Raw genomic sequence first — 24,284 nt, 5'->3', positions numbered from 1 at the left:
GCTCCTTGTCAGCGTGTGACGCGATAGATGGCGACTTCCCCGAGCAGGTTGGGCCACATGGCACTCAGGCGGCTGCTCTGGTGGGTCTGGTCCACCACCAGGCGGTCGAGAATCTTCACCGACCTTTCATGGCACAGGTTCTCGAAGTCCTTGAAGGTGCAGAAGTGGATGTTCGGGGTGTTGTACCAAGTGTAGGGCATGAACTCGGATACTGGCATGCGGCCTTTCATCCCCAGGTACAGGCGGCAGCGCCAGTGGCCGAAATTGGGGAAGGTCAGGATCGCCTCGCGGCCGATGCGCAGCATGTCCTCGAGGATGCGGTCGGGGTAGTGCACCGCCTGCAGGGCCTGGGTCATGACCACGGTGTCGAAGCTGCGATCGGCAAAGTTGTCCAATCCGTGGTCGAGGTTCTTCTCGATCACGTTGACGCCCTTGTTGATGCAGGTGTTGATGTTGTCCGGATCGATTTCCAGGCCGTAGCCGCGGACCTTTTTCTGGCTCTGCAGGTAGTGCAGCAGCTCGCCATTGCCGCAACCCAGGTCAAGCACGTGGCTGCCGGGGCTGATCCATTTTTCGATGATCTGCAGATCGGCGCGCAGGTTCATGCATCCACCTCGATACGGTTCATGTAACTGCTCAGGGCCTGGATATAGCGCGGAATCGGCAGCAGGAAGGCATCGTGCCCCTGGTCGGCCTCGATCTCCAGATAGCTGACGTCCTTGCGTGCGGCAATCAGCGCATTGGCCAGCTCCCGGGAGCGTGACGGCGGGAAGCGCCAGTCGGTACTGAAGGACATGACCAGACACCTGGCCTGCACCGGCTCCAGGGTCCTGGCCAGGTCGCCGCCATGGGCCCGTGCCGGGTCGTAGTAGTCCAGCGCCTTGGTCATCAGCAGATAGGTATTGGCGTCGAAGCGCTGGGAGAATTCCTGGCCCTGATAGCGCAGGTAGCTCTCGACCTGGAACTCGACGCCCTTGATGTCGTACTTCAGCTCATCGCTGCGCAGCTCGCGACCGAATTTCTGGCCCATGGCATCGTCGGACAGGTAGGTGATGTGCCCGACCATGCGCGCCAGGCCCAGGCCGTGCTTGGGCACCAGACCGTGGGCGGCGTAGTCACCGTCGCGGAAGTCCGGGTCGCTGAGGATGGCCTGGCGGGCCACCTCGTTGAAGGCGATGTTCTGCGCCGACAGCTTGGAGGCAGTGGCAATGGCGACGCAATGGCGCAGCCGTTCGGGGTAGGCAATGGCCCACTGCAACGCCTGCATGCCGCCCAGGCTGCCACCGACCACGGCGGCCCACTGCCGGATACCCAGATGGTCGGCCAGCCGGGCCTGACTGTTGACCCAGTCCTCCACCACTATCATGGGGAAATGGGCGCCCCAGGCCTTGCCGGTGTCCGGGTTGATGCTCGACGGGCCGGTGGAGCCATGGCAGCCGCCGAGGTTGTTCAGGGACACGACGAAGAAGCGGTTGGTGTCGATGGCCTTGCCGGGCCCGATGCAGACATCCCACCAGCCGGGCTTGCGGTCATCCGGGCTGTGGTAGCCGGCGGCGTGGTGGTGCCCGGACAGCGCGTGGCAGATCAGCACCGCATTGCTGCGACTGGCATTGAGCTGCCCGTAGGTCTCGTAGACCAGCTCGTAGTTGGCCAGACTGCGCCCGCAGGCCAGTTGCAGCGGTTCGCTGAAGGTCTGTCGCTGGGGCGTGACCAGGCCGACGGAATCAGCAGGGAATTGGGACATGGGGTTTTCGTTTTCCTGTTCTGGATTGGCACGCCGGCCGTCATGCGGGCCGGCCCAATGAGCGAAGCGTCAGTCTAGGGTCTGAGGGCGTCGGATCGCAAGCCGACGGCCATCAGGGCCGGGCAATACCGAGCTCCTCTGGAAGCCGCCCGGGCGCCTCGATCAGCACCCGCTTCTGCCGGCTCTGCTGACCGCTGAGCAGGCTGACCTGGCGCCGCCCCACATCGAATTCTTTGGCCAGGAAGGCCAGCAACATCTCGTTGGCCTTGCCGTCCACCGGCGGCGCACTGATACGAATCTTCAGCCGCTCGCCGTGCTGACCGGCAAAGCCGATGCTCCTGGCTCCGGGCTGCAGGTGACAATCCAGCAGCAGATCGGCACCGCGCCACTGGTAGAAGCCGGCCATCACAGCGCCAGGGTAAGGCCTTTGGGCATGCCGGTGGCCATCGCCAGGTTGGTGATCAGCAGCATGTCCAGCAGGTTGAGCGCGATGAAGGCAAAGATGGGCGACAGGTCCAGCCCCCCCATCGCCGGCAGGAAGCGGCGGAAGGGCGCCAGCACCGGCTCGCAGATCTGGGTGACCAGCAGCGCCGCCGGGTTGTGACTGTGCGGCGCTACCCAGGACAGGATCACGCTGATGATCAGGGCGAAGAAGAAGATCTTCAGAAACAGTGCCGTGACACCTACCAGAGACCAGACCAGCAGCTGCAGTACCGGTGGCAGGGCGTAACCCATCAGCTTGATGATGAGTGCCAGGATCACCAGCTGCACCAGCACCGCCAGGATCAGGGAGGCCACATCCACCCCGGCAAAGCCCGGAATCACCCGCCGCATCGGCTTGAGCAGCGGCTGGGTGGCACGCACTATGAATTGTGACAGGGGGTTGTAGAAGTCGGCGCGCACCAGCTGCAGGATGAAGCGCAGCAGCACTATCAGCAGGTACAGGCTGCCCAGGGTCTGCACCACGTATACGGCGGCCATGTTCAGTCCGTTCATCTTGTCTCCTCAGGCGAGTTCTCTGGACAGTTCGGCGGAGCGCTCGGCGGCGGCGCGCATGGCCCGGGCCACCATGCCCGGCAGGTCATCGGCGGCGAAGCTGTTGATGGCGCGTTCGGTGGTACCGTTGGGCGAGGTCACCCGGCGGCGCAGTTCGGCGGTGTCCACGTCGCTGTGCACGGCCATGTCGGCGGCGCCCAGGGCGGTGAACAGGGTCAGGCGTTCGGCCACCTCGCGGGGCAGGCCCAGCTGCTCGCCGGCGTCGGTCATGGCCTCCATCAGGTAGAAGAAGTAGGCCGGGCCACTGCCGGATACCGCGGTGACCGCATCGATCTGGCTCTCGTGCTCCAGCCACAGGCTGATGCCCACGGCATTGAGGATGCTCTCGGCCAGCTTTCTCTGTTCGGCGCTGACCCGGGGCACGGCGAACAGGCCGCTGACACCCTGACCCCGCAGCGCCGGGGTATTGGGCATGCAACGGATCAGTGGCGTGTCGGCGCCCAGCCAGGCGGCCAGGCTGTCGCAGGTGATGCCGGCGGCAATGGAAATCACCAGCTGGCTGGAGCGGCGCGGAGCCGGCAGCGCTGCGCATACCGCCTGCATGACCTGCGGCTTGACCGACAGCACCAGCACATCGCAGTCCCGGGCCAGCTCGGCATTGTCGGTGGTGGTGTGGATGCCGAACTGGCGGTGCAGTCGCTCCAGCTGTTCGGCACTGGTATCGCTGGCCAGTATCTGGCCGGCCTTGAAGCTGTTCTGCAGCATGCCGCCGATGAGGCTGGTAGCCATGTTGCCGGCGCCGATGAATCCGATTCGCGGTGCTGTCATCTCATTGTTCCTCTGCTGCGGGAGTGGAGTAGTCGCGGGCGCCGAACAGCGCGGTGCCGATACGCACCAGGGTCGAGCCCTCGGCGATGGCCTCGTCCAGATCGTCGCTCATGCCCATGGACAGGGTGTCCAGCGGCAGCTCGAGGGCAGTCATGGCCTCGCTCAGGGCGCGCAGTGGTACCCGGCGGGCGGCGCTGTCGCTGGCCGGTGCGGGGATGGCCATCAGGCCACGCAGACGCAGGCCGGGCAGGGCGGCCACGGCGCTGGCCAGTTCCGGCAGCTCGGCCAGGGTTACCCCGGACTTGCTGGCCTCGCCGCTGATGTTTACCTGCAGGCAGATATTCAGCGGTGGCAGCTGGTCAGGCCGCTGGGCCGACAGTCGCTGGGCGATCTTCAGGCGATCGACGCTGTGCACCCAGTCGAAATGCTCGGCGATGGCCCGGGTCTTGTTCGACTGGATCGGTCCGATGAAGTGCCAGACCAGCGGCAGATCCTGCAGCTCGCTCATCTTGGACAGGGCTTCCTGCAGGTAATTTTCGCCGATGTGTACGATGCCGGCCGCGGCTGCTTCGCGGATGTCAGCAGGTGGGCGGGTCTTGCTGACTGCCATCAGGGTGACACCTCCGGGATCACGACCAGCAGCGTGCGCAGCACGCAAAATGCGCATACGAACGTTTGCAATATTCTCTGCTATCGTGGACATTACGGACGTTGAACACCTTGCCAATGGAGCTGACCTGTACGGCATTCTACATGCTTGCAGGTTGCAATGGGGAACCCTATGGATATTACCGAGCTGTTAGCCTTCAGCGCCAAACAGGGCGCGTCGGACTTGCACCTGTCGGCCGGACTGCCGCCCATGATTCGTGTGGACGGCGATGTGCGCCGCATCAACGTACCTGCACTGGAACACAAGCAGGTGCACGCGCTGATCTACGACATCATGAACGACAAGCAGCGCAAGGATTACGAGGAATTTCTGGAAACGGACTTCTCCTTCGAGGTCCCGGGTGTGGCCCGTTTCCGGGTCAACGCCTTCAATCAGAACCGTGGTGCCGGCGCAGTGTTCCGTACCATTCCTTCCAAGGTGCTGACCATGGAAGAGCTGGGCATGGGCGATGTGTTCAAGCAGATTTCCGATGTTCCCCGCGGGCTGGTGCTGGTCACCGGGCCGACAGGGTCGGGCAAGTCCACCACCCTGGCGGCCATGCTCGACTATCTGAACAACACCAAGTACCAGCACATCCTCACCATCGAGGACCCGATCGAGTTCGTCCACGAGTCGAAGAAGTGCCTGGTCAACCAGCGTGAAGTGCACCGTGATACCCATGGCTTTGCCGAAGCGCTGCGCTCGGCCCTGCGGGAAGACCCCGACATCATCCTGGTCGGTGAGATGCGTGACCTGGAAACCATCCGCCTGGCGCTGACCGCCGCGGAAACCGGTCACCTGGTGTTCGGCACCCTGCACACCACCTCCGCCGCCAAGACCATCGACCGGGTAGTGGACGTATTCCCGGGTGAAGAGAAGGCGATGGTCCGGTCCATGCTGTCCGAATCCCTGCAGGCGGTGATTTCCCAGACGCTGCTGAAGAAGATCGGCGGTGGTCGGGTAGCGGCCCACGAGATAATGATCGGCACCCCGGCGATCCGTAACCTGATCCGCGAGGACAAGGTGGCGCAGATGTACTCGGCGATCCAGACCGGCGGCAACATCGGCATGCAGACCCTGGACATGTGCCTGAAGAACCTGGTGGCCCGTGGTCTGGTTACCCGGGAAGCGGCGCGGGAAAAGGCCAAGGCGTCGGACGCCATCTGACAGACATGTAGAGGGCGCAGGAAGGCGTCCCGGATGAGGAAATTATGGAGTTCGAAAAGCTGCTGCGCCTGATGGTCGAAAAGGGCGCGTCCGACCTGTTCATCACCGCTGGTGTGGCACCGAGCATGAAGGTGCACGGCCGCATCCTGCCGGTGACCAAGACCCCGCTGTCACCCGAGCAGACCCGGGAAACCGTGCTCGGGGTGATGTCCGAGGCGCAGCGCCGGGAGTTCGCCGAGAAGAAGGAGTGCAACTTCGCCATCAGTGCCCGCGGTATCGGTCGCTTCCGGGTAAGCGCCTTCTACCAGCGCAACCTGGTCGGCATGGTGGCGCGGCGCATCGAGACCCAGATTCCCACCATCGAGGAGCTGCGCCTGCCGGAGATCCTCAAGAAGCTGGCCATGACCAAGCGTGGCCTGGTGATCTTCGTGGGTGCCACGGGTACCGGTAAGTCGACCTCGCTGGCGTCCATGATCGGCTATCGCAACAAGAACTCGACGGGTCACATCATCACCATTGAGGACCCGATCGAATTCATTCACCAGCACCAGAACTGCATCGTCACCCAGCGTGAGGTCGGCATCGACACCGATACCTTCGAGGTGGCGCTGAAGAACACCCTGCGCCAGGCGCCGGACGTGATCCTGATCGGTGAGGTGCGTAGCCGTGAGACCATGGAGCACGCGCTGACCTTCGCCGAGACCGGGCACCTGTGTCTGTGCACCCTGCACGCCAACAACGCCAACCAGGCGCTGGACCGTATCATCCATTTCTTCCCCGCCGACATGCACCAGCAGGTGTGGATGGACCTGTCGCTGAACCTCAAGGGCATCGTCGCCCAGCAGCTGATCCCCACACCGGATGGCAAGGGTCGCCGGGCGGCCATCGAGGTCATGCTCAACACCCCGCTGGCGGCCGACATGATCCGCAAGGGCGAGGTACACGAGCTCAAGCCGCTGATGGCCCGCTCCAACGAGCTGGGCATGCAGACCTTCGACCAGGCGCTGTACAAGCTCTACAGCCAGGGCGAGATCACCTACGAGGATGCGTTGGCCCATGCCGATTCGGCCAACGACCTGCGCCTGCTGATCAAACTGGGCTCGGAGACTGACGGCAAGTTCCTGATGCGTGAGGATCAGACCCTGAGCATCCAGGAAGACGAGGAAAACTTCCTGCGCCGCTAGGCGCCTCCCTCCCCGGATGGCGGACCCTCAGGTCCGCCGCCGCTTCCCTCTCCGGCGCTTGCGCCGCGACGATCAGGCCTGGTAGACCAGGCGACCCTGATACAGGGTGTGACTGACCTTCCCCGGGGCGCTCTGACCCATGAAGGGGCAGTTGCTGCCGCGGGACAGCCAGTGGTGGCCGATCTCGGTGGTACCGGCGGGATCGAACAGCACCAGATCCGCACTGTCACCCACCGCCAGCCGGCCGGCGGGCAGACCCAGCGCGGCAGCCGGGCCGCTGGTCAGACGCGCCAGCAGTGCTGGCAGCTCCAGCAGGCCATCGGCAACCAGGGTCAGTGACAGCGGCAGCAGGACTTCCACACTGCTGATACCGGCCTCGGCGGCGGCAAAGGGCACCCGCTTGGCCTCGGATTCGTGCGGGCGGTGGTGCGAGGAGATGGCCTGGATGATGCCGCTCTGCACTGCCTGGCGCAGGGCGCGGCGGTCGCTGGCGCTGCGCAGGGGCGGCATCACATGCAGCAGGCTGGAGTAGCCGTCCAGGTCCTCGTCACACAGCAGCAGCTGATACATGGCGACGTCGGCGGTGACCGGCAGACCGCGGCTCTGGGCGTCCGCCAGCATGTCGATGGCCCGGGCGCTGCTCAGACCGCTGAAATGGGCGCGCACCCCGGTCTGCTCGATCAGCAGCAGGTCCCGGGCCAGGGCCACGGTCTCGGCGGTTTCCGGGATGCCGCGCAGGCCGAGCCGGGCAGCGGTAGGACCCTCGTGGGCCACGCCGCCCTCGGCCAGGGCGGCATCCTGGGGCATGAAGATGACCGACAGGTCGAATCCGGCGGCGTATTCCAGGGCCCGGCGCAGGATGCGGTTGCTGGCCACCGGCGCCAGGCCCTGGGTGAAGGCCACGCAGCCGGCGTCACGCAGGGACACCAGCTCGCTCAGCTGCTCCCCCTCCAGGCCACGGGTCAGTGCGCCAATGGGAAATACGCGGGCCTGGCCGGCGCGCTCGCTGCGGTCGAGAATCAGCTCGGCCACGGCCGGGGTATCCAGCACCGGACGGCTGTCCGGCGGGCAGCACAGGCTGGTGACGCCGCCGGCGGCGGCGGCGCGGGTCTCGCTGGCAATATTGCCCTTGCGACCGAAACCCGGCTCGCGCAGGCTCACATCCAGATCGACCAGGCCGGGACAGGCAATCAGGCCGCGGGCGTCTATGGTCATGGAGGGCTGGAAGCCCTGCGGGGCGTCGCCGAGGGCGTGGATCAGACCGTGGTCGATATGCACGTCGGTGATCTGATCGAGCTGGCTGGCAGGGTCGATCACCCGGGCGCCGCTGATGGTAATACGCATGCTCATTCTGCTCCCTGTCTGGACTGGCGCTGGGTGGTCTGTCCGGCCATGGCCATGGACATCACGGCCATGCGCACGGCGATGCCGTAGGTGACCTGTTTGAGAATCACCGACTGGGCGCCGTCGGCCACGGCGGACTCGATTTCCACGCCGCGGTTGATCGGGCCGGGGTGCATCACCAGGGCGTCGGGTCTGGCCAGGGCCAGGCTGTCGCTGGTCAGGCCGTACTGACGGTAGAACTCGCCTTCACTGGGCAGCAGGCCGCTCTGCATGCGCTCCTTCTGCAGGCGCAGCATGATCACCACGTCCACGTCCCGCAGGCCGGTGCGCAGATCGTTGAACACCCGGACCCCGTACTGCTCGATGCCCTCGGGCAGCAGGGTGCGCGGGGCTATGACGCGGATGTCGGGGCAGCCGAGGATGCGCAGGGCTTCCATGTTGGAGCGGGCCACCCGGGAGTGCAGGATGTCACCGACGATCGCCACCGACAGCTGCTCGAAGGGCTTCTGGTGGCGGCGGATGGTCAGCATGTCCAGCATCGCCTGGGTCGGGTGGGCGTGGTTGCCGTCGCCTGCATTGATGATGGCCACGTCCGGACAGACGTTGCCGGCGATGAAGTGTGCGGCGCCGGAGTCGCCGTGACGGACCACGAACATGTCCGCAGCCATGGCTTCCAGGTTGCGCAGGGTGTCATACAGGGTCTCGCCCTTGCTGGTCGAGGAGGTCTGCACGTCGAGGTTGAGAACGTCCGCCGACAGGCGCTTGGCCGCCAGTTCGAAGGTGCTGCGGGTACGCGTGGAGTTCTCGAAGAAGACGTTGCATACCGTCTTGCCGCGCAGCAGCGGTACCTTCTTGATGGACCGCTCGCCCACCTCGAGGAAGGAGTCGGCGGTGTCCAGGATCTCGGTCAGCAGCTCGCGGGACAGGCCATCGATGCCGAGGAAGTGGCGCAGCTGGCCCTGTTCGTTCAGTTGCAGTTTGCTAGATTTGAGGCTCATGGCGATCAGGACTCGGCGATGGGGTTCAGGGTCAGCCGCAACGGCTCGGGGCCGGTCAATTTTATCCGCTGGCCCCGGGGCAGTGCCAGACTGACGCCGAGGATATCGGCACGGATCGGCAGTTCGCGGGATTCGAGGTCCACCAGGGTGACCAGGGTTACCGAGGCCGGACGGCCATAGTCGAACAGCTCGTTGAGCGCGGCGCGTATGGTGCGACCGGTCATCAGCACATCATCAACCAGCACCAGATGCCGACCTTCCACGCTGAAGGGCAGCTCGGATGGCCGCACCCCCGGCTGCAGGCCGATCTGCGAGAAATCGTCACGGTAGAAGGCGATATCCAGACTGCCCAGCGGGGAATCCGGGAGGAAGCGGTCACGCAGCTGCTCGGCGATCCAGGCACCGCCGGTGTGGATGCCCACTACCGCCGGATCGGTGCGCTGCTCACGGTCCAGCAGGGCGATCAGGTCCTCCCCCATGCGTTGCAGCAGGGTCCCGACGTCGGGTAATTCAGTCATCACGTCTCCTTGGTTTGGCTGGCCAGCCAGGTTTCCAGCAGCAGCGCCGCGGCCAGGCTGTCCACCGGGTTGTCTCGGTAACTGGCCGGCGTACGACGGCCGCTTTCACGCAGCGTCTGTTTGGCTTCGAAGGTGGAAAGGCGTTCATCAATGCAGTGCACCGGCAGCTGGAAGCGCCCGTGCAGGCGGCGGGCGAACTTCTGCGCCCGGGCGCTCATCTCGCTCGGGGTGCCGTCCATGTTCAGCGGCAGGCCGACGACCAGCGCATCCGGCTCCCATTCACGCAGCAGGGCGGCGATCTGCTCCCAGTCGGGCACGCCGTCCCGGGCGCGCAGCTCCCTGAGCGGGCGTGCGTTGCCGGTGAGCGTCTGACCCACGGCGACGCCGATCTGGCGGGTGCCGTAGTCGAATCCGAGGACCCGCTGGGGAATCGCCGTCATCAGGCGTGGCCCGCCTGGCTGGTCAGCAGGCTGAGATCAATGCCCAGGCTGCGTGCGGCGGCGTTCAGGCGCTGCTCGGGCTCCAGCTCGAAGAGAATCTGGTAATCGGCGGGGCAGCTGAGCCAGGCGTTGTCCATCAGCTCGCGCTCCAGCTGCCCGGCGTCCCATCCCGCATAGCCCAGGGCTACGAAGGAATCGCGGGGGCCACGACCGCGGGTCATGTCCACCAGGATGTCGCGGGAGGTGGTCAGCTGCAGCGGTCCGAGGTCCAGGCTGCCTTCCCAGTGACCGGGCCCGCGATGCAGGACGAACCCTCGTTCGCTCTGGACCGGGCCGCCATTGAATACCACGCGGGCGCCTATGCCCGCAGGAATATCCAGGCCAGGGGAGGTCTGTTCCAGCACGTCACCCAGATTCAGACCGCTGGGGCGATTGATGATCAGCCCCATGGCGCCATCGGCGTTGTGCTCGCACAGATAGATCAGGGTCTGCGCGAAACGCGGATCCTCCATGTGCGGCATGGCGATCAGGAAGTGGTGCTTGAGGTAGCTCGGAAGTGTCTGGGTCATGCCGCATAGTATTGGGTGCGGGCGCGCGGAGGGCAAGAGCAGGCCGGCTCAGAAACTGGAAACACGATCTCCGGGCTCGAAGCGCCAGGTGCGGGTGATCTCGAGCAGACCGAACTCAGCCAGATCCCCGGTAAAAGGCGCGAAGGGGGCGGCCAGGCGCACGATGCGCAGGGCGGCGTTATCCAGTACCTGATGGCCCGAGGACTCGATCAGCTCGACGCTGTCGAGGCTGCCGTCACGGCGAATGGCCACGCGCAGCACCAGGCTGCCGTAGATGCCCTGACTGCGCGCCTCGGCCGGGTAGTTCTGGTTGCCGATGCGCTCGATCTTGCGACGCCAGGAGTCCATGTAGAAGGCCCCCGGATCCCGGCGGGTCGAGGCGGAGTTGAGCCGGTGCACCCGGGGCCGCTCGGCATACTGCTGGCGCTCCTCGGCAAGCTGTGCCTCGAGGCTGGCAATTTCCTGGGACAGCCGGCTCAGATCGAAACGGATGCCGGCCTGGGGTGCATCCCGGGGCTCGGGTTGCACAGGGGCGCTGGTCACGCGCTCGGGCGCCGGTGCCCTGGTGGTCACCACCTGCTGCTGCGTCGGTTCCGGCGGCGGGGCGGCCTCCTCGACCGGGATCACCGGCTGGATCTCGCTGTCCTGGAACACGGTTTCTTCGGGGGTGCTGGGGGTGGCCTTCTCGTCCAGGGTGCCGCTGCCGAGCTGATCGAACTGCGCCAGGTAGTCCGCATCGTCCGGCGCCTCGGTGCTGGGCTGGGTGGCCAGGGTGATTTCCAGGCTGCGCGCCAGCTCCCGGGGATCGGGCACATCGAAGGTTATGCCGAGGATGACCAGAGCATGCAGCACCGCCGCCAGGAACAGGGTGAACCCCAGGCGGTCCCTGGGTTCGATACCGGGTCTGGGCGGCCCGGCAAGGGCTGGCTGCGTCGCTGCTGTGTTCATGCTGTCCATAGGCGTGGGGGACGTACTGCACCGCAGTCTGCCCCTGTCACGGAAAAAAATCTACGCACTGTGTCGCGCTTTGAGCTGCTGTTCGATGCAATCCATCAGTTTTCCGCCGATATCCGTATCGAAGGCTGCATCGATCTCGCGGATGCAGGTTGGGCTGGTCACGTTGATCTCGGTGAGGTAGTCGCCGATCACGTCCAGGCCGACGAACAGCAGACCGCGCCGGCGCAGCTCGGGCCCTACCTCGGCGGCGATCCAGCGGTCGCGCTCGCTCAGCGCCCGCGCCTCGCCGCGCCCTCCGGCCGCCAGGTTGCCCCGGGTCTCGCCAGCCTGGGGAATACGCGCCAGGCAGTAGGGCACCGGCTCGCCGTTGATCATCAGGATGCGCTTGTCGCCATCGATGATCTCGGGCAGGTAGCGCTGGGCCATGATCTGCTGGCGGCCATGCTGGGTCAGTGTCTCGATGATGACACTGATATTCGGATCGTTCTGATTCACACGGAAGATCTGCGACCCGCCCATACCGTCCAGCGGCTTGAGGATCACGTCCCCGTGCTCGGCGATGAAGGCGCGCAACAGGTCTGCCCGGCGGGTTACCGTATTCGGCGGGCAGCACTGGGGGAAGCGGGTGGCGAAGAGTTTCTCGTTGCAATCACGCAGACTGGCCGGGCGATTGACTACCAGCACACCGTCGCGCTCGGCTGCCTCGAGGATATGAGTGGCATAGAGGAATTCGTTATCGAAGGGCGGGTCCTTGCGCATCAGGATCACGTCCAGCTGGCTCAGCGGCAGCAGTTGCGCCTCGCCCAGCTCATACCAGCGCTGGGGGTCGGCGAAGACCTGCAGCGGGCGCATGCTGCCCATCGCCTGGCCGTTCTGCAGGTAGATGTCCTGAGGCTCCATGTAGCTCAGTTCCCAGCCCCGCTGCCGGGCGGCCAGCAGCATGGCCAGGGAGCTGTCCTTCTTGTAGTGGATCGCGCTGATCGGATCCATGACGATGCCAATACGAATACTCATGGGGTTTTCACTGTGTCGAGCGGATATTGACCGCAGTGTACCCCCTGGGCCGGATACGAAGAAAGGATGACCGAAGTCGCAAGCTGTCTCACCGGCAGGAAGCCTTTATGGATTGCCCGGGAAATCTATGCTAAAAGTACGGCGAAATGGAATTGGTCGGTCTGGTGCGCCTGGCCGCCCGGTAACTGACCGCCGCATATAACAAGGGCTGATTGTTTATGGACGAAAATTTCGAGAGCCTGAAAGTCATGGTTATTGATGACAGCAAGACCATCCGGCGTACCGCGGAAACGCTGCTGAAGAAGGTCGGTTGTAACGTCATCACCGCTGTAGACGGCTTTGATGCCCTGGCCAAAATCGCTGATAATCACCCCGACATCATCTTTGTCGACATCATGATGCCGCGTCTGGATGGTTATCAGACCTGCGCACTGATCAAGAACAACGCTGCCTTCCGTTCCACCCCGGTCATCATGCTGTCAAGCAAGGACGGTCTGTTCGACAAGGCCAAGGGTCGGATCGTGGGGTCGGATCAGTATCTGACCAAGCCATTCAGCAAGGAAGAATTGCTGGGCGCCATCCGCGCTCATGTTCCGCAGTCGGACAGGAAGGTGGCCGGCGCCGGTAACTGAGGCCGCCGGTAATTTTGATCCAGGGGGATAAATGGCTCGCATACTTGTAGTGGATGATTCGCCGACCGAGCTGTACAAGCTCAGCGGCATGCTGGAAAAGAACGGATTCGAGGTGCTCAAGGCAGAGAACGGCGCCGATGGCGTGGCACTGGCCCGACAGGAAAAGCCCGACGCCGTACTGATGGACATCGTGATGCCCGGACTCAACGGCTTCCAGGCTACCCGGCAACTCACCAAGGATCCGGAAACCGCACATATCCCGGTGATCATCGTGACCACCAAGGATCAGGAAACCGACCGGGTCTGGGGCAAGCGTCAGGGGGCCAAGGATTATCTGACCAAGCCCGTTGAGGAAACCACGCTGATCAAGACACTGAAGACGGTGCTGGGTAACTGACCGGCACCGACATCTCGGTGCATATGACAACAGGGACGGTATGTCAGAGACATTGCATCCTTTCGATCTTCTCCAGCAGCTGGCGGAGCGTTGTGTACGGATGGCCGCCGGCCTGCCGTCACAGGAAGTGGTGGCCGAAACCTGGAGTGGCATCGGTTTCCGCCTCGCCGGCCAGCCCATGATCGCCAGTCTCGGCGAGATCAGTGAAATTCTCCATGAGCCGCGCTACACCGCACTGCCCAGGGTCAAGCCCTGGGTCAGGGGTGTGGCCAATGTGCGTGGCAGGCTCCTGCCGATCATCGACCTCAGCCAGTTCTTCGGGTCCACCAGCAGTGCTCCGCGCAAGCAGCGGCGAGTGCTGGTGCTGGACCGGGACGAGATCTTCGTCGGTCTGCTGGTCGATGAGCTGTTCGGCATGCAGCATTTTCCAGTAAGCAGTTTTACCACCTCGGTGCCTGATCTGCCGCAGCAGTTCAGGCCCTTCGTGGTGGGCGCCTATACCGGAGAGCAGGTATCGATGATATTCAACTTCCGGGCATTGGCACGCGACCAGGCGTTCCTTGACGTGGCGGTCTGATCGGAGGGGGGGCGGGCCGGCGGTTGCCGGTGCGCAACATTTCAGGACTTCAAGAAGCATGCGGTAGGCCAGGTAGGGGCCCAGAAAATGAAAAATTTTGACACCACCAGCATCCTCTCGACTCTGCGCAGCAACCGGACCATCAGTGGCCTGTTCGTCGCGCTGGTTGTCTCGTTGATCCTGCTGTTCATCAACTTCCTGTACGTGAACGTGCAGAGCTCATACGACACCGAGTACATCGGTCACTCGGGTGAGCTGCGGGTACTGTCCCAGCAGATCTCCAAATCGGCGACCGAAGCGGCAACCGGTACCCGTGAGGCATTCCCGCTGCTGCTGCATGCGCGCAACGATTACGAGCAGCGCTGGGGCTATCTGACCAACGGTCGGGACGAAACCGGCCTGCCGCCGACGCCCGGCGCCCTGTTCGAGGAGCTGGCTGCGGCCGGTGCGGACTGGGAGAAGCTGCGTAACAACGCCGACGCCATTCTGAACAGTGAAGAGACGGTACTGGCGCTGCACGAGGTGGCCGCCCAGCTGTCCGATACCGTGCCGCAGCTGCAGGTCGAGTACGAGGATGTGGTGGACGTGCTGATCGAAAGCGGTGCCTCCGCCCATCAGGTTTCCATGGCCCAGCGTCAATCCCTGCTGGCCGAGCGGATTCTCGGCTCGGTGAACCGGGTACTGGCCGGTGACGAGGACGCGGTCATGGCGGCCGACAGCTTCGGTCGCGACGCTACCCTGTTCGGTCGGGTGCTCGATGGCATGCTGCACGGCAACGAGGTACTGGGCGTGACCCGGGTAACCGACCCTGATGCGGTGAGCCGTCTGGAGGAGATCGCCGACCTGTTCAGCTATGTATCCGAATCGGTTGAGCAGATCCTGCTCACCTCCCCCGAGCTGTATCAGGTACGAAGCGCGGCCAACAACATCTTCAGCGATTCCCAGCAGCTGCTGGACAACGTGTCCACCCTATCCCAGGCCTTCGAGAAACGTGCCGACGGCCGCTGGTTCAACACTCTGCTGGGCTATCTGCTGGGCCTGATCGCCCTGGGCAGCATTCTGCTCATCGGCCTGCAGCTGACCCGCGATACCCGCCAGCGTCTGGCGGAAACCGCTGCCACCAACGAGCGTAACCAGGCGGCGATTCTGCGACTGCTGGACGAGATCGCCGACCTCGCGGACGGTGACCTGACAGCCGAAGCGACGGTGACCGAGGACTTCACCGGTGCCATCGCGGACTCCATCAACTACTCCATCGACCAGCTGCGTGCCCTGGTAGAGACCATCAACCACACCGCACTGCAGGTGGCCAAGGCAGCCCAGGAAACCCAGGGAACGGCCATGCACCTGGCCGAAGCATCGGAGCATCAGGCCCAGGAAATCGCCGGCGCCTCCGCCGCGGTGAACGAGATGGCCGTGTCCATTGACCAGGTATCGGCCAACGCCGCCGAGTCCGCCGCGGTAGCGGAGCGTTCGGTAGCCATCGCCAACAAGGGCAACGAGGTGGTGCAGAGCACCATCGCCGGCATGGACGTGATCCGTGAGCAGATCCAGGACACCTCCAAGCGGATCAAGCGTCTGGGTGAATCCTCCCAGGAGATCGGTGACATCGTCAGCCTGATCAACGACATTGCCGACCAGACCAACATTCTGGCGCTGAACGCCGCCATCCAGGCGGCGATGGCCGGTGATGCCGGTCGTGGCTTCGCGGTGGTAGCGGACGAGGTACAGCGTCTGGCGGAACGTTCCTCGGCGGCCACCAAGCAGATCGAGGCGCTGGTGAAGACCATTCAGACCGATACCAACGAAGCGGTCATCTCGATGGAGCAGACCACCGCCGAGGTGGTCAGCGGTGCCCGCCTGACCCAGGATGCGGGTGTGGCCCTGGAGGAGATCGAAAAGGTATCCACCAGCCTGGCGGCGCTGATCCAGAACATCTCCAACGCGGCGCGCCAGCAGGCGTCCTCCGCCGGCCACATTTCCAACACGATGAACGTGATCCGCGAGATCACCTCGCAGACCTCTGCCGGTACGACCGCCACCGCGCGCAGCATCGGCGAGCTGGCCAAGCTGGCCGAGAGCATGCGTCAGTCGGTGGACGGTTTCACCCTGCCCGAGCGTAACTGAGGGGCAGCGCCGGGGTGGCCGCAAGGCCACCCCCATTGAGGGCACCGCGAGGGTCGCACAGTGCATACAACGCCACACTGGTCATTGGAGAAGTTGCCAGACATGGACGGACATCAGTTCCGTCAGTGGCAGGCCCTATTGGAAATGCGTACCGGTGTCTGCGTGAGTGCCGAACGCCAGATCTATCTGCAGACCAGTCTGCGGGCGCGGATGCGGGATCTGGGGATCAGCGATTATCAGACCTACTACGAACATGTGACCGAGGGCGTCAGCGGCGCGGTGGAATGGTCGGCGCTGGTGGAATGCCTGACCGTGCGCGAAACCAGCTTCATGCGCCACCGTCCCTCCTTCGAGTGTGTCGCGCGGTTGCTCCGGGAACGCCGGCAGCAGCCGCAACAGCGCCCGCTGCACCTGTGGAGCCTGGGTTGTGCCAGCGGTGAGGAAGCCTATTCCCTGGCCATGGTGGTGGAACAGGTGCTCAGCGAGACCGGGCAACCGCGCCGGGATTTCGGCATCTGGGCAACCGATATCAGCCAGCAGGCGCTGGATCAGGCGCGCCGGGGGGTCTATCCGGCCCGGCGCTTGGGTGGGATGACCGCCGCCGAGACACATCAATGGCTGGAACAACTGCCGGATGGACAGTATCAGGTAGCCAGTGTGCTGCGTGACCGGGTGTGTTTCACCCGGCTGAACATCCTGGAACTGGCCCAGGCCCCGATCCGGGACCTGGATATCATCTTCTGCCAGAACCTGCTCATCTACTTCCGGCGCTGGCGCCGTCGCGAGCTGCTCAACCAACTGGCAAGACGGTTGACGCCCGGCGGCATGCTGGTGATCGGGCCAGGTGAAATAATGGACTGGGATAATCCCTTGCTCGAGCCCGTAGCGGATGATGGCGTACAGGCTTACAGGCGCAGGGACTGCATGGAATGTCTGGAGTGACTATGGGTGATCGGCATGATTATGTCGCCCTCGACTGGGTTAAAGGCGAGATTTCCGAGACGCTGAATCAGGCGCGTCAGGCACTGGAAGCCTTTGTGGAGAACCCCGAGGACACTACGCGGCTGCGCTTTTGCCTGACCTATATCCATCAGGTCCACGGCACCTTGCAGATGGTCGAATTCTACGGCGCTGCGCTGCTCGCCGAAGAAATGGAAAAGCTTGCCCAGGCGCTGATGCATGGCACCTGCAGTCGCAAGGCAGAGGCTCTGGAAGTGCTGATGCAGGCGATACTGCAGATGCCCTCATATCTGGATCGGGTGCAGAGTGGCCGGCGCGATGTACCTGTCCTGCTGCTGCCACTGCTCAACGACATGCGCAGTGCCCGGGACGAGAAGCTGCTGACCGAGACCGCAGTATTCAATCCGCAGCTGCGCGACAGCGAGGCCGAACCCGTCGCCCGGGTGGACTTCGCCAGCCCCACGGTAACCCTGCAGCTGCGCAAGCTGCGTCAGGCGCTGCAGATCACCCATGCGGCGATCCTGCGCGGTCAGGATGTCGAGCGCAACAGTCACCAGCTGGGTCGGGTGTTCGTGCGCCTGGAGCAGCTGTTCCAGGGGACCCGTTTCGCCGAGCTATGGAGTGCTTTTGCCGGTGTCGCCGAAGGTCTGGAGCATGGCAGCATCGAGAACGGTGCGGCGGTGCGCCAGCTGCTGCGACTGGCCGACCGGGAACTGCGCCAGCTGCTGGAGGAGGCCGCGGACATTCCACGGCAGGACCCCAGCCCCGAGCTGCTGCGCAATCTGCTGTTCTATATTGCCAAGAGTGATGGCGACAGCCCGCGGCTCAGAGCGCTGAAGGATTACTACCAGCTTGACGAGGTATGGCAGGAAAGCAGTGACACCAGTGCCGACAGCAACGATCCGCTGGTCGGTCTGGACCAGGGCACAATGCAATCGGTAGCCGCTGCGCTCAACGAAGAACTGCTGCAGGTCAAGGAGCGCCTGGATCTGTTTGTCCGCAGCACCATCCGCAGCCAGCATGAACTGGGCGCCTTGCTGCCGGACATGAAGCGCATTGCCGATACCCTGGCGGTACTCGGGCTGGGTCAGCCTCGTCGAGTGCTGCAGGAGCAGATCCAGCGGGTCGAGCAGCTGGCTTGCGCCCCCGAATCACCGACTGATGCACAGTTGATGGAAGTGGCCGGTGGCATGCTCTACGTCGAGGCCAGCATGCACGGCATACTGGCCATGGAGCGCATGCACGACCAGGGGGCTGCCGGCGGACAACTGTCCACTACCGGCGCCCTGTTGCAGATCCAGCAGCAGGTGGTGGTGGAGGCACGCAACAATCTGGAGCAGACCCGCGAGGCCATCAGCGCCTTCGTTGCCGGTCAATGGGATTACAGCCATCTGGAACCCGTGGACGAGCTGCTGACCAGCATCCGTGGTGGTCTGGCGATGCTGCCGCTCAAGCGGGCCGCCGACGCCGTGGCTGCCTGTCGACTTTATATCAAGCGCGAACTCATCGACGCCCAGCGCGTCCCGGACTGGGAGGCGCTGGATGCCCTGGCGGACGTCATCTCCGGTATCGACTACTACCTGGAGCGGGTGGCTCGGGATGACGCCAGTCGCGGCGATGGCATTCTCACCACCGCCGAGGAGCGCCTGGCAGCCCTGGGTTACCCCCCGGCAGAGCTGTCGCGCCTGCAGGCCGGCGCCGTGCCGCTGGATGACCGCGAGAGTACCGCCAGCCCCGAGGAGGCCGCCGAGGCGGCAGTTGCAGTCGAGCCGGCGCTGGTCGAGGAGGCGTCGGAGGATGAAGACGAGCTTGACCCGGAGTTGCTGGAGATCTTCATCGAGGAAGTCGGCGAAGTGCTGGAAACCCTCGAGGAGTACAGCCCGCGCTGGGAGGCCGACAACGACGACGTCAGCGCGCGAACCGAAGTCCGCCGGGCCTTCCACACCCTGAAGGGCAGTGGGCGCATGGTCCAGGCCAGTGTACTGGCCGAGTTGGCCTGGGCGGTGGAAAACATGCTCAACCGGGTGATCGACGGCAACGTGGACACCACGCCGGCGATCTTTGCCGTGGTCAATGCAGCTCGTGGCCTGATGCCGGCCCTGCTGGACGACTTTGCCAATGGCCGGCCCAGCGCCCTGCAGGTGGTCGAACGTCTTGCCGGGCAGGCGGAGATGCTGTCCCGTGGGGAGATGCCGGTCGATGTGATCGGCGAGCTGGAGCCGGCACCGCAAACCCTGGTGGCCGAGCAGCCCGAAGGGCTGTCCGACGAGGTTGTGGACGAGTCCCCGATCATCGAGCCTGTCGAAGAGTTGCAGCCGCAGGACGAAGCAGAGCTGCCGCTGGAACTGGAAGCAGAGCCGGAGACACAAGCGGAACGGGATGCGCCGTCGCTGCCGGCCATCGAATTCGAGCTGGAAGGTGCGGATCTGCCGCTGCCGGAGCTGGTCGAGGAGTCGGCGCCGGACGCACTGCCCGAGCTGCCTGATGAGGTGGCCGAGCCGGTGGCGCTGGAGGCAGAGGAACCCACCGACGCAGTCGAAACTGTCGAGACACTCGAGCCGACCGACACCGTGCCGCTGGCGGCGGAGAGCGCGACCGAGCTGGATCCGCTGCTGCTGAGGATCTTCCGTACCGAAACCCAATCCCATATCAGCCAGATCAACGGGTTCCTGGACAAGTGCCATCGCGAGCTGCCCCAGCCGTTGAGCGATGCACTGCAGCGGGCGCTGCACACCCTCAAGGGCAGCGCACACATGGCCGGCATCCAGCCGGTGGCGACACTGGTCACGCCCCTGGAGAAGCTGGCCAAGGACTTCAAGACCAATCTGATTCCCGCCGACCAGGCCGTCGCCGAACTGCTTGGCGAGGCGGTCGGCATGCTGCAGGCCTGGCTGGATCAGGACGACGCGAATCAGGCCATCAGCGGCAGCGAGGAGTTCCTGCAGCGGCTTGATGCGCTCTATCAGCAGACCATGCAGCGGCTCGACAGCAGCCGCGCCCAGCTGGAAGGGGGTAGCGATACCGACCTGCTGTCGATCTTCCTGACCGAGGGCGTCGAACTCTTGCTGGACGCCGCCGACGAGCTGGCCGAGGGGCAGGCGATCGACCATGTCGAACTGGGTCGTGCATTGCGTGCCCTGGCCGAGGTGGCCCAGGAGGTCGAGCTGCCGGCCATCGAGGAACTCTGTCAGGGGCTGGAAGACGTTCACGAAGCCCTGGTCGGACAGCGCCTGCAGCTGGATGACACCGTGAACGGCGCCCTGGCGCGGGCCCATGAGCGCCTGATCGCAATGATGGACCAGGTCGCTGCGCACCAGCATGTGCAGTCGGCACAGGCCGAACTGCAGGAGCTGCGCGAGCTGTTCTCCGTGCCGATCGAAACGCCGGCCGCCGAGGCCGAGACCGCTGCGGCAGCAGGGCAGTGGCTGCCGACCGAGGCGGATGTCGACAGCGAACTGGTGGATATCTTCCTCGAAGAGGCGCAGGAAATCCTCGACAGTGCGTCCACCGGCCTGCAGCGCTGGCTGGCCGAGCCGGGCGACGCCGAGGCACTGCATGCCTTGTTGCGAGACCTGCACACCCTCAAGGGTGGCGCGCGCATGGCCGAGATACGTCCGGTCGGCGATCTGGCCCACGAACTCGAGTTCCTCTACGAGGGGCTGGTGGGTGGCCGCTTCGAGCTGATTGACGGCCTGCCCGAGCTGCTGATGGCCTGCCATGACGCCCTGGCCGACATGGTCGAGGGCATTCAGGCCGGTCGTGCGATCAGCGATGGCATGGCGCTGACCCGCGCCATCCGCGAATTCCGCGCCGCGCCGCAGCAGGTACCGCAGTGGCGGGAGGACACTCCGCTCCGGACTGCGCCCCCGGCGGAGGCGACGGTACCCGAGGTGGCGCTGGCCGAACTGCAGTCCGCGGACGAACCGCTGTCGGAAGTCCCCGTGGCGACCCCGGCGGTATCCGGCATGCTCGGCATGTTCATCGAAGAGGCCCGGGAGCTGCTGCAGCCCTGCCCCGCATTGCTGGCCCAGCTGCCCGGCGACCCGGCGGCCGCTGCGCAGCTGTTGCACCGGGTCGAGGCGCTCAAGGGGTCTGCCCGTCTGGCCGGCCAGGACAGCCTCGCCGAACAGGCGCGGGAGCTGGAGCGCGCCCTGCACGAAACCGGTCCGCAACTGCAGCAGCTGGAAACCGGTTTCTCCAGGCTGCAGGCGGATATCGAGCAACTGGCCGGTGGTCACAGCCAGGTGGTGGAGGACTGGACCGCAGCGGTGGTCCCGGTCGCGCAGCCGGAGCCGGAGGCCCCTGCGGCGCTGCCGACCTCCGAGCATACCCTGGCGCAGGTTCGACAGATCCTGAGCGACGCCATGGGTCAGGGGCAGGCCGAGAGCGGTGGCAACCGCTCCGCCGTGCAGGAATCGGTCAAGGTGCCTGCGGCGCTGCTCGAGGAGCTGGTCAACCTGGCGGGCGAAACCTCCATCTTCCGCGGCCGCATCGAACAGCAGGTCAGCGATATCAGCCATACGCTGAATGATATGGAAAGCACCATCGAGCGGGTTCGCGACCAGCTGCGGCGTCTGGACATGGAAACCCAGGCGCAGATCCTGTCGCGCCACCAGGAGGAGATCGAGCAGGGTTACGAGGACTTCGACCCGCTGGAGATGGACCGCTACTCCCAGTTGCAGCAGCTGTCCCGCTCGCTGTTCGAGTCCGCCTCGGACATGCTCGACCTCAAGGAAACCCTGGCGGCCAAGAGCCGGGATGCCGAAACCCTTCTGCTGCAGCAGGCGCGGGTCAACACCGAGCTGCAGGAAGGCCTCATGCGTACCCGCATGGTGCCCTTCGATCGTCTGCTCCCGCGCCTGCGGCGAGTGGTCCGTCAGGTCTCCGCGGAGGTCGGCAAGCAGGTCAACCTGGAGGTGCTCAACGCCGAAGGGGAGATGGACCGCAGCGTACTGGAACGCATGATGGGACCGCTCGAGCACATGCTGCGTAACGCGGTCGACCACGGTATCGAGCTGCCAGCGGCGCGCAGCCAGTGTGGCAAGTCCGAGACCGGGCGCATCACCCTGGACCTGCAGCGTGAGGGTGGCGAGATAGTGCTGCGGCTGTCCGATGACGGCCGCGGGGTGGATCTGCAGGCGGTGCGATCCAAGGCCATCGAGCGCGGCCTGATGGATGTCGATGCCCACCTCACCGATCACGAGGTGCTGCAGTTCATCCTTCAGGCCGGGTTCAGTACCGCCGAGCAGGTGACACAGATTTCCGGCCGCGGGGTCGGCATGGATGTGGTCAACAGCGAAATCAAGCAGCTCGGTGGCAGCATGACGCTGAGCACCGAGGCGGGGCAGGGCACGATCTTCACCATACGACTGCCGTTCACCGTGTCGGTGAACCGGGCGCTGATGGTGTACTCCGGCGACGACCTCTATGCCATTCCGCTGAATACCATCGAGGGTATCGTGCGGGTCTCCGGCTACGAGCTGGAGGCCTACTACGTGCCCGGGGCACCGGCGTTCGAGTACGCCGGCAAGCATTACGATCTGCGCTATCTGGGCGACCTGCTCGGCACCGGTCAGCAGCCGCGCCTCAGCGGTCAGAGTCTGCCGCTGCCGGTGATCCTGGTACGGGGTGCAGAACACAGCATTGCGGTGCAGGTGGATGCCCTGGCTGGCTCCCGGGAGATCGTGGTGAAGAGCCTCGGCAAGCAGTTCTCGGTGCTGTCGGGCATCTCCGGCGCGACCATCCTCGGCGACGGTCGGGTGGTGGTGATTCTCGATCTGCTGGCGGTGATCCGGGCCCAGCAGGCCCATGCCCAGCAGGCACGTCAGGTGCTGCAGCCGGCAGCGGTGGAGGACCGCGCCACCCTGGTTATGGTGGTGGATGACTCCATTACCGTACGCAAGGTCACCGGACGGCTGCTGGAGCGCCATGGCATGGAGGTGGTCACCGCCAAGGACGGGGTCGACGCCATCGCCCGGCTGCAGGACATCCAGCCCGATGTCATGCTGCTGGACATCGAGATGCCGCGCATGGACGGCTTCGAGGTGGCGACCCTGGTTCGCCACGACGAGCGCCTCAAGGACCTGCCGATCATCATGATCACCTCGCGTACCGGTGAGAAGCACCGTGAGCGGGCACGCAGCATCGGTGTCAACGAGTACCTCGGCAAGCCGTACCAGGAAGCGCAGCTGCTTGAATTGATCGGCAAACTGGTGGGGCGTGGTGAGTGACGACAGAACGCCCGGTGTCGCGCTGCTGGTTGGTTGCAACCGCAAACGCGATCGCCTGAGCGAGGTGGTGCAGCACTTCGGCTACCGGGTGGTATTTACCGGCGAGCCGGAAGCGCTGGAGGCCGGGCAGCTGGCCGAGGTGTCCACCGATCTGTGGCTGCTGGACATGGCCGAGGACTCGCCGCTGCTGGACTGGCTGCTGGACAGCAGCGAGGTGCCGGTGCTGCTGGGCAATGACGAGATCCCGCCGCCCCGCGATGAGGATTATCCCCGCTGGCAGCGGCGGCTGTACGGCAAGCTGTGCGGATTGCTGGGGGCACCGCCTTCGGCACCGAAACTGCAGGTGCCCACATCAGCTGTGGCGGTGGGCAGCTGCAGTGTCTGGTTGCTGGGTGCGTCACTGGGTGGGCCGGCGGCGGTCAAGAGCTTCCTCGATGCCCTGCCGTCGGAGCTGCCGGTGGCCTTCGTGTATGCCCAGCATATCGATGCCGGTTTCGAGGAGCAGCTGCCGCGCATCATTGGCCGGGAGAACAGCTGGCGGGTACGCAACTGCGAACAGGGCAGCCGTCTGCAGCCGGGGGAAGTATTGGTGACGCCCATCACGCGGCGTCTGAGTTTCAGCAGCGACGGTCTCATCCATCTGCAGGACAGCCCCTGGCCCGGCGCCTATCAGCCGGCCATAGAAGCGGTGCTCGACGAGGTGATCACGGCCTTCGCGCCCCTGTGCGGGGCGATCATATTCAGTGGCATGGGTGAGGATGGAGTGCAGGCCTGTGGGCGCATGCGCCGTCAGGGGATGCCGGTCTGGACCCAGAGCGCCGACAGTGCGGCCTGTGCGATCATGCCCCAGGCCGTACAGGACGCCGGCCACAGCCTGCTGCAGGGTTCACCCGAGGAACTGGCCCTGGCGATGCGCCATTGGCTTGAACAGGAACGCACGACGCCTGCCTGAA

General features: G+C 64.8%; 22 protein-coding genes. 9 read left to right on the top strand and 13 right to left on the bottom strand.

Translation table 11 applies throughout. The features are described 5' to 3' along the window. Positions 1-8 precede the first annotated feature (8 nt). From metW to VF673_RS05470, 6 genes are all read right to left on the bottom strand, one after another. Complete coding sequence (gene metW, locus VF673_RS05495; protein ID WP_090540280.1) at positions 9-599, bottom strand: methionine biosynthesis protein MetW; 591 nt, start codon at positions 597-599, stop codon at positions 9-11. Between the two features lie 2 nt (positions 600-601). Then, positions 602-1,744, bottom strand: a complete 1,143-nt coding sequence (gene metX, locus VF673_RS05490) for a homoserine O-succinyltransferase MetX (protein WP_440291194.1) — start codon at positions 1,742-1,744, stop codon at positions 602-604. A 112-nt stretch (positions 1,745-1,856) separates the two neighbouring features. After that, positions 1,857-2,150, bottom strand: a complete 294-nt coding sequence (locus VF673_RS05485; RefSeq protein WP_090540232.1) for a DUF167 family protein — start codon at positions 2,148-2,150, stop codon at positions 1,857-1,859. Next, positions 2,150-2,740, bottom strand: coding sequence for a YggT family protein (locus tag VF673_RS05480; RefSeq protein ID WP_090540230.1), 591 nt, complete (start codon positions 2,738-2,740; stop codon positions 2,150-2,152). The genes VF673_RS05485 and VF673_RS05480 overlap by 1 nt, the downstream gene beginning before the upstream one ends. 9 nt (positions 2,741-2,749) lie before the next feature. Then, a complete protein-coding gene (gene proC, locus VF673_RS05475; RefSeq protein ID WP_440291193.1) occupies positions 2,750-3,568 on the bottom strand; it encodes a pyrroline-5-carboxylate reductase in 819 nt (272 codons plus the stop codon). Position 3,569: 1 nt separating this feature from the next. After that, entirely contained in the window at positions 3,570-4,271 is a 702-nt protein-coding gene (locus VF673_RS05470) for a YggS family pyridoxal phosphate-dependent enzyme (RefSeq protein WP_440291192.1), read from the bottom strand. A gap of 78 nt (positions 4,272-4,349) precedes the next feature. On the opposite strand from VF673_RS05470, the gene pilT reads away from it, so the two are divergent. Both pilT and VF673_RS05460 read left to right on the top strand, forming a co-directional pair. After that, positions 4,350-5,384, top strand: coding sequence for a type IV pilus twitching motility protein PilT (gene pilT, locus VF673_RS05465; RefSeq protein ID WP_090540224.1), 1,035 nt, complete (start codon positions 4,350-4,352; stop codon positions 5,382-5,384). A 44-nt stretch (positions 5,385-5,428) separates the two neighbouring features. Continuing rightward, positions 5,429-6,568, top strand: a complete 1,140-nt coding sequence (locus VF673_RS05460; protein ID WP_440291191.1) for a PilT/PilU family type 4a pilus ATPase — start codon at positions 5,429-5,431, stop codon at positions 6,566-6,568. A gap of 72 nt (positions 6,569-6,640) precedes the next feature. Here VF673_RS05460 and VF673_RS05455 read toward each other — a convergent pair whose 3' ends face one another. From VF673_RS05455 to gshB, 7 genes are read right to left on the bottom strand one after another with little or no spacing between them, the layout of a single operon-like run. Continuing rightward, positions 6,641-7,912, bottom strand: coding sequence for a dihydroorotase (locus tag VF673_RS05455; RefSeq protein ID WP_440291384.1), 1,272 nt, complete (start codon positions 7,910-7,912; stop codon positions 6,641-6,643). Between the two features lie 2 nt (positions 7,913-7,914). After that, the gene (locus VF673_RS05450; RefSeq protein ID WP_273124426.1) at positions 7,915-8,910 is read right to left on the bottom strand and encodes an aspartate carbamoyltransferase catalytic subunit; all 996 of its coding nucleotides are present in this window, start codon (positions 8,908-8,910) and stop codon (positions 7,915-7,917) included. Positions 8,911-8,915: 5 nt separating this feature from the next. Next, positions 8,916-9,428 carry a bifunctional pyr operon transcriptional regulator/uracil phosphoribosyltransferase PyrR gene (gene pyrR / locus VF673_RS05445; RefSeq protein ID WP_090540218.1) on the bottom strand — a complete coding sequence of 171 codons (513 nt, stop codon included), beginning with the start codon at positions 9,426-9,428 and terminating at the stop codon, positions 8,916-8,918. Further along, complete coding sequence (ruvX, locus tag VF673_RS05440) at positions 9,428-9,868, bottom strand: Holliday junction resolvase RuvX (protein WP_090540216.1); 441 nt, start codon at positions 9,866-9,868, stop codon at positions 9,428-9,430. The genes pyrR and ruvX overlap by 1 nt, the downstream gene beginning before the upstream one ends. After that, the gene (locus VF673_RS05435) at positions 9,868-10,437 is read right to left on the bottom strand and encodes a YqgE/AlgH family protein (protein ID WP_440291190.1); all 570 of its coding nucleotides are present in this window, start codon (positions 10,435-10,437) and stop codon (positions 9,868-9,870) included. The genes ruvX and VF673_RS05435 overlap by 1 nt, the downstream gene beginning before the upstream one ends. Positions 10,438-10,485: 48 nt before the next feature. After that, a complete protein-coding gene (locus tag VF673_RS05430; protein ID WP_440291189.1) occupies positions 10,486-11,385 on the bottom strand; it encodes a TonB family protein in 900 nt (299 codons plus the stop codon). Between the two features lie 60 nt (positions 11,386-11,445). Next, on the bottom strand, positions 11,446-12,408 hold the full coding sequence (gene gshB / locus VF673_RS05425; protein WP_273124418.1) for a glutathione synthase: 963 nt from the start codon (positions 12,406-12,408) through the stop codon (positions 11,446-11,448). A gap of 218 nt (positions 12,409-12,626) precedes the next feature. Here gshB and pilG point away from each other — a divergent pair, with 218 nt between their 5' ends. The 7 genes from pilG to VF673_RS05390 all read left to right on the top strand — a co-directional run bounded on the left by pilG (position 12,627) and on the right by VF673_RS05390 (position 24,283). Then, positions 12,627-13,040, top strand: coding sequence for a twitching motility response regulator PilG (gene pilG / locus VF673_RS05420; RefSeq protein ID WP_440291188.1), 414 nt, complete (start codon positions 12,627-12,629; stop codon positions 13,038-13,040). A gap of 31 nt (positions 13,041-13,071) precedes the next feature. Further along, positions 13,072-13,437, top strand: a complete 366-nt coding sequence (gene pilH, locus VF673_RS05415; RefSeq protein ID WP_090540208.1) for a twitching motility response regulator PilH — start codon at positions 13,072-13,074, stop codon at positions 13,435-13,437. Between the two features lie 40 nt (positions 13,438-13,477). Continuing rightward, entirely contained in the window at positions 13,478-14,014 is a 537-nt protein-coding gene (locus tag VF673_RS05410; protein ID WP_440291187.1) for a chemotaxis protein CheW, read from the top strand. A gap of 87 nt (positions 14,015-14,101) precedes the next feature. Then, on the top strand, positions 14,102-16,141 hold the full coding sequence (locus tag VF673_RS05405) for a methyl-accepting chemotaxis protein (RefSeq protein ID WP_440291186.1): 2,040 nt from the start codon (positions 14,102-14,104) through the stop codon (positions 16,139-16,141). Between the two features lie 102 nt (positions 16,142-16,243). Then, positions 16,244-17,083: a CheR family methyltransferase gene (locus VF673_RS05400; RefSeq protein ID WP_440291185.1), complete on the top strand. Its 840-nt coding sequence runs from the start codon at positions 16,244-16,246 to the stop codon at positions 17,081-17,083. Further along, positions 17,071-23,331 carry an Hpt domain-containing protein gene (locus tag VF673_RS05395; RefSeq protein WP_440291184.1) on the top strand — a complete coding sequence of 2,087 codons (6,261 nt, stop codon included), beginning with the start codon at positions 17,071-17,073 and terminating at the stop codon, positions 23,329-23,331. Before VF673_RS05400 ends, VF673_RS05395 begins: the two co-directional genes overlap by 13 nt. Continuing rightward, complete coding sequence (locus VF673_RS05390) at positions 23,324-24,283, top strand: chemotaxis protein CheB (protein WP_440291183.1); 960 nt, start codon at positions 23,324-23,326, stop codon at positions 24,281-24,283. The genes VF673_RS05395 and VF673_RS05390 overlap by 8 nt, the downstream gene beginning before the upstream one ends. The last annotated feature ends 1 nt before the right edge of the window (position 24,284 follow it).

Source organism: Halopseudomonas sp. Lyrl_26 (assembly GCF_051948695.1).
Taxonomy (GTDB): domain Bacteria; phylum Pseudomonadota; class Gammaproteobacteria; order Pseudomonadales; family Pseudomonadaceae; genus Halopseudomonas; species Halopseudomonas formosensis.
This window is presented reverse-complemented; position numbering and strand designations above follow the sequence as displayed.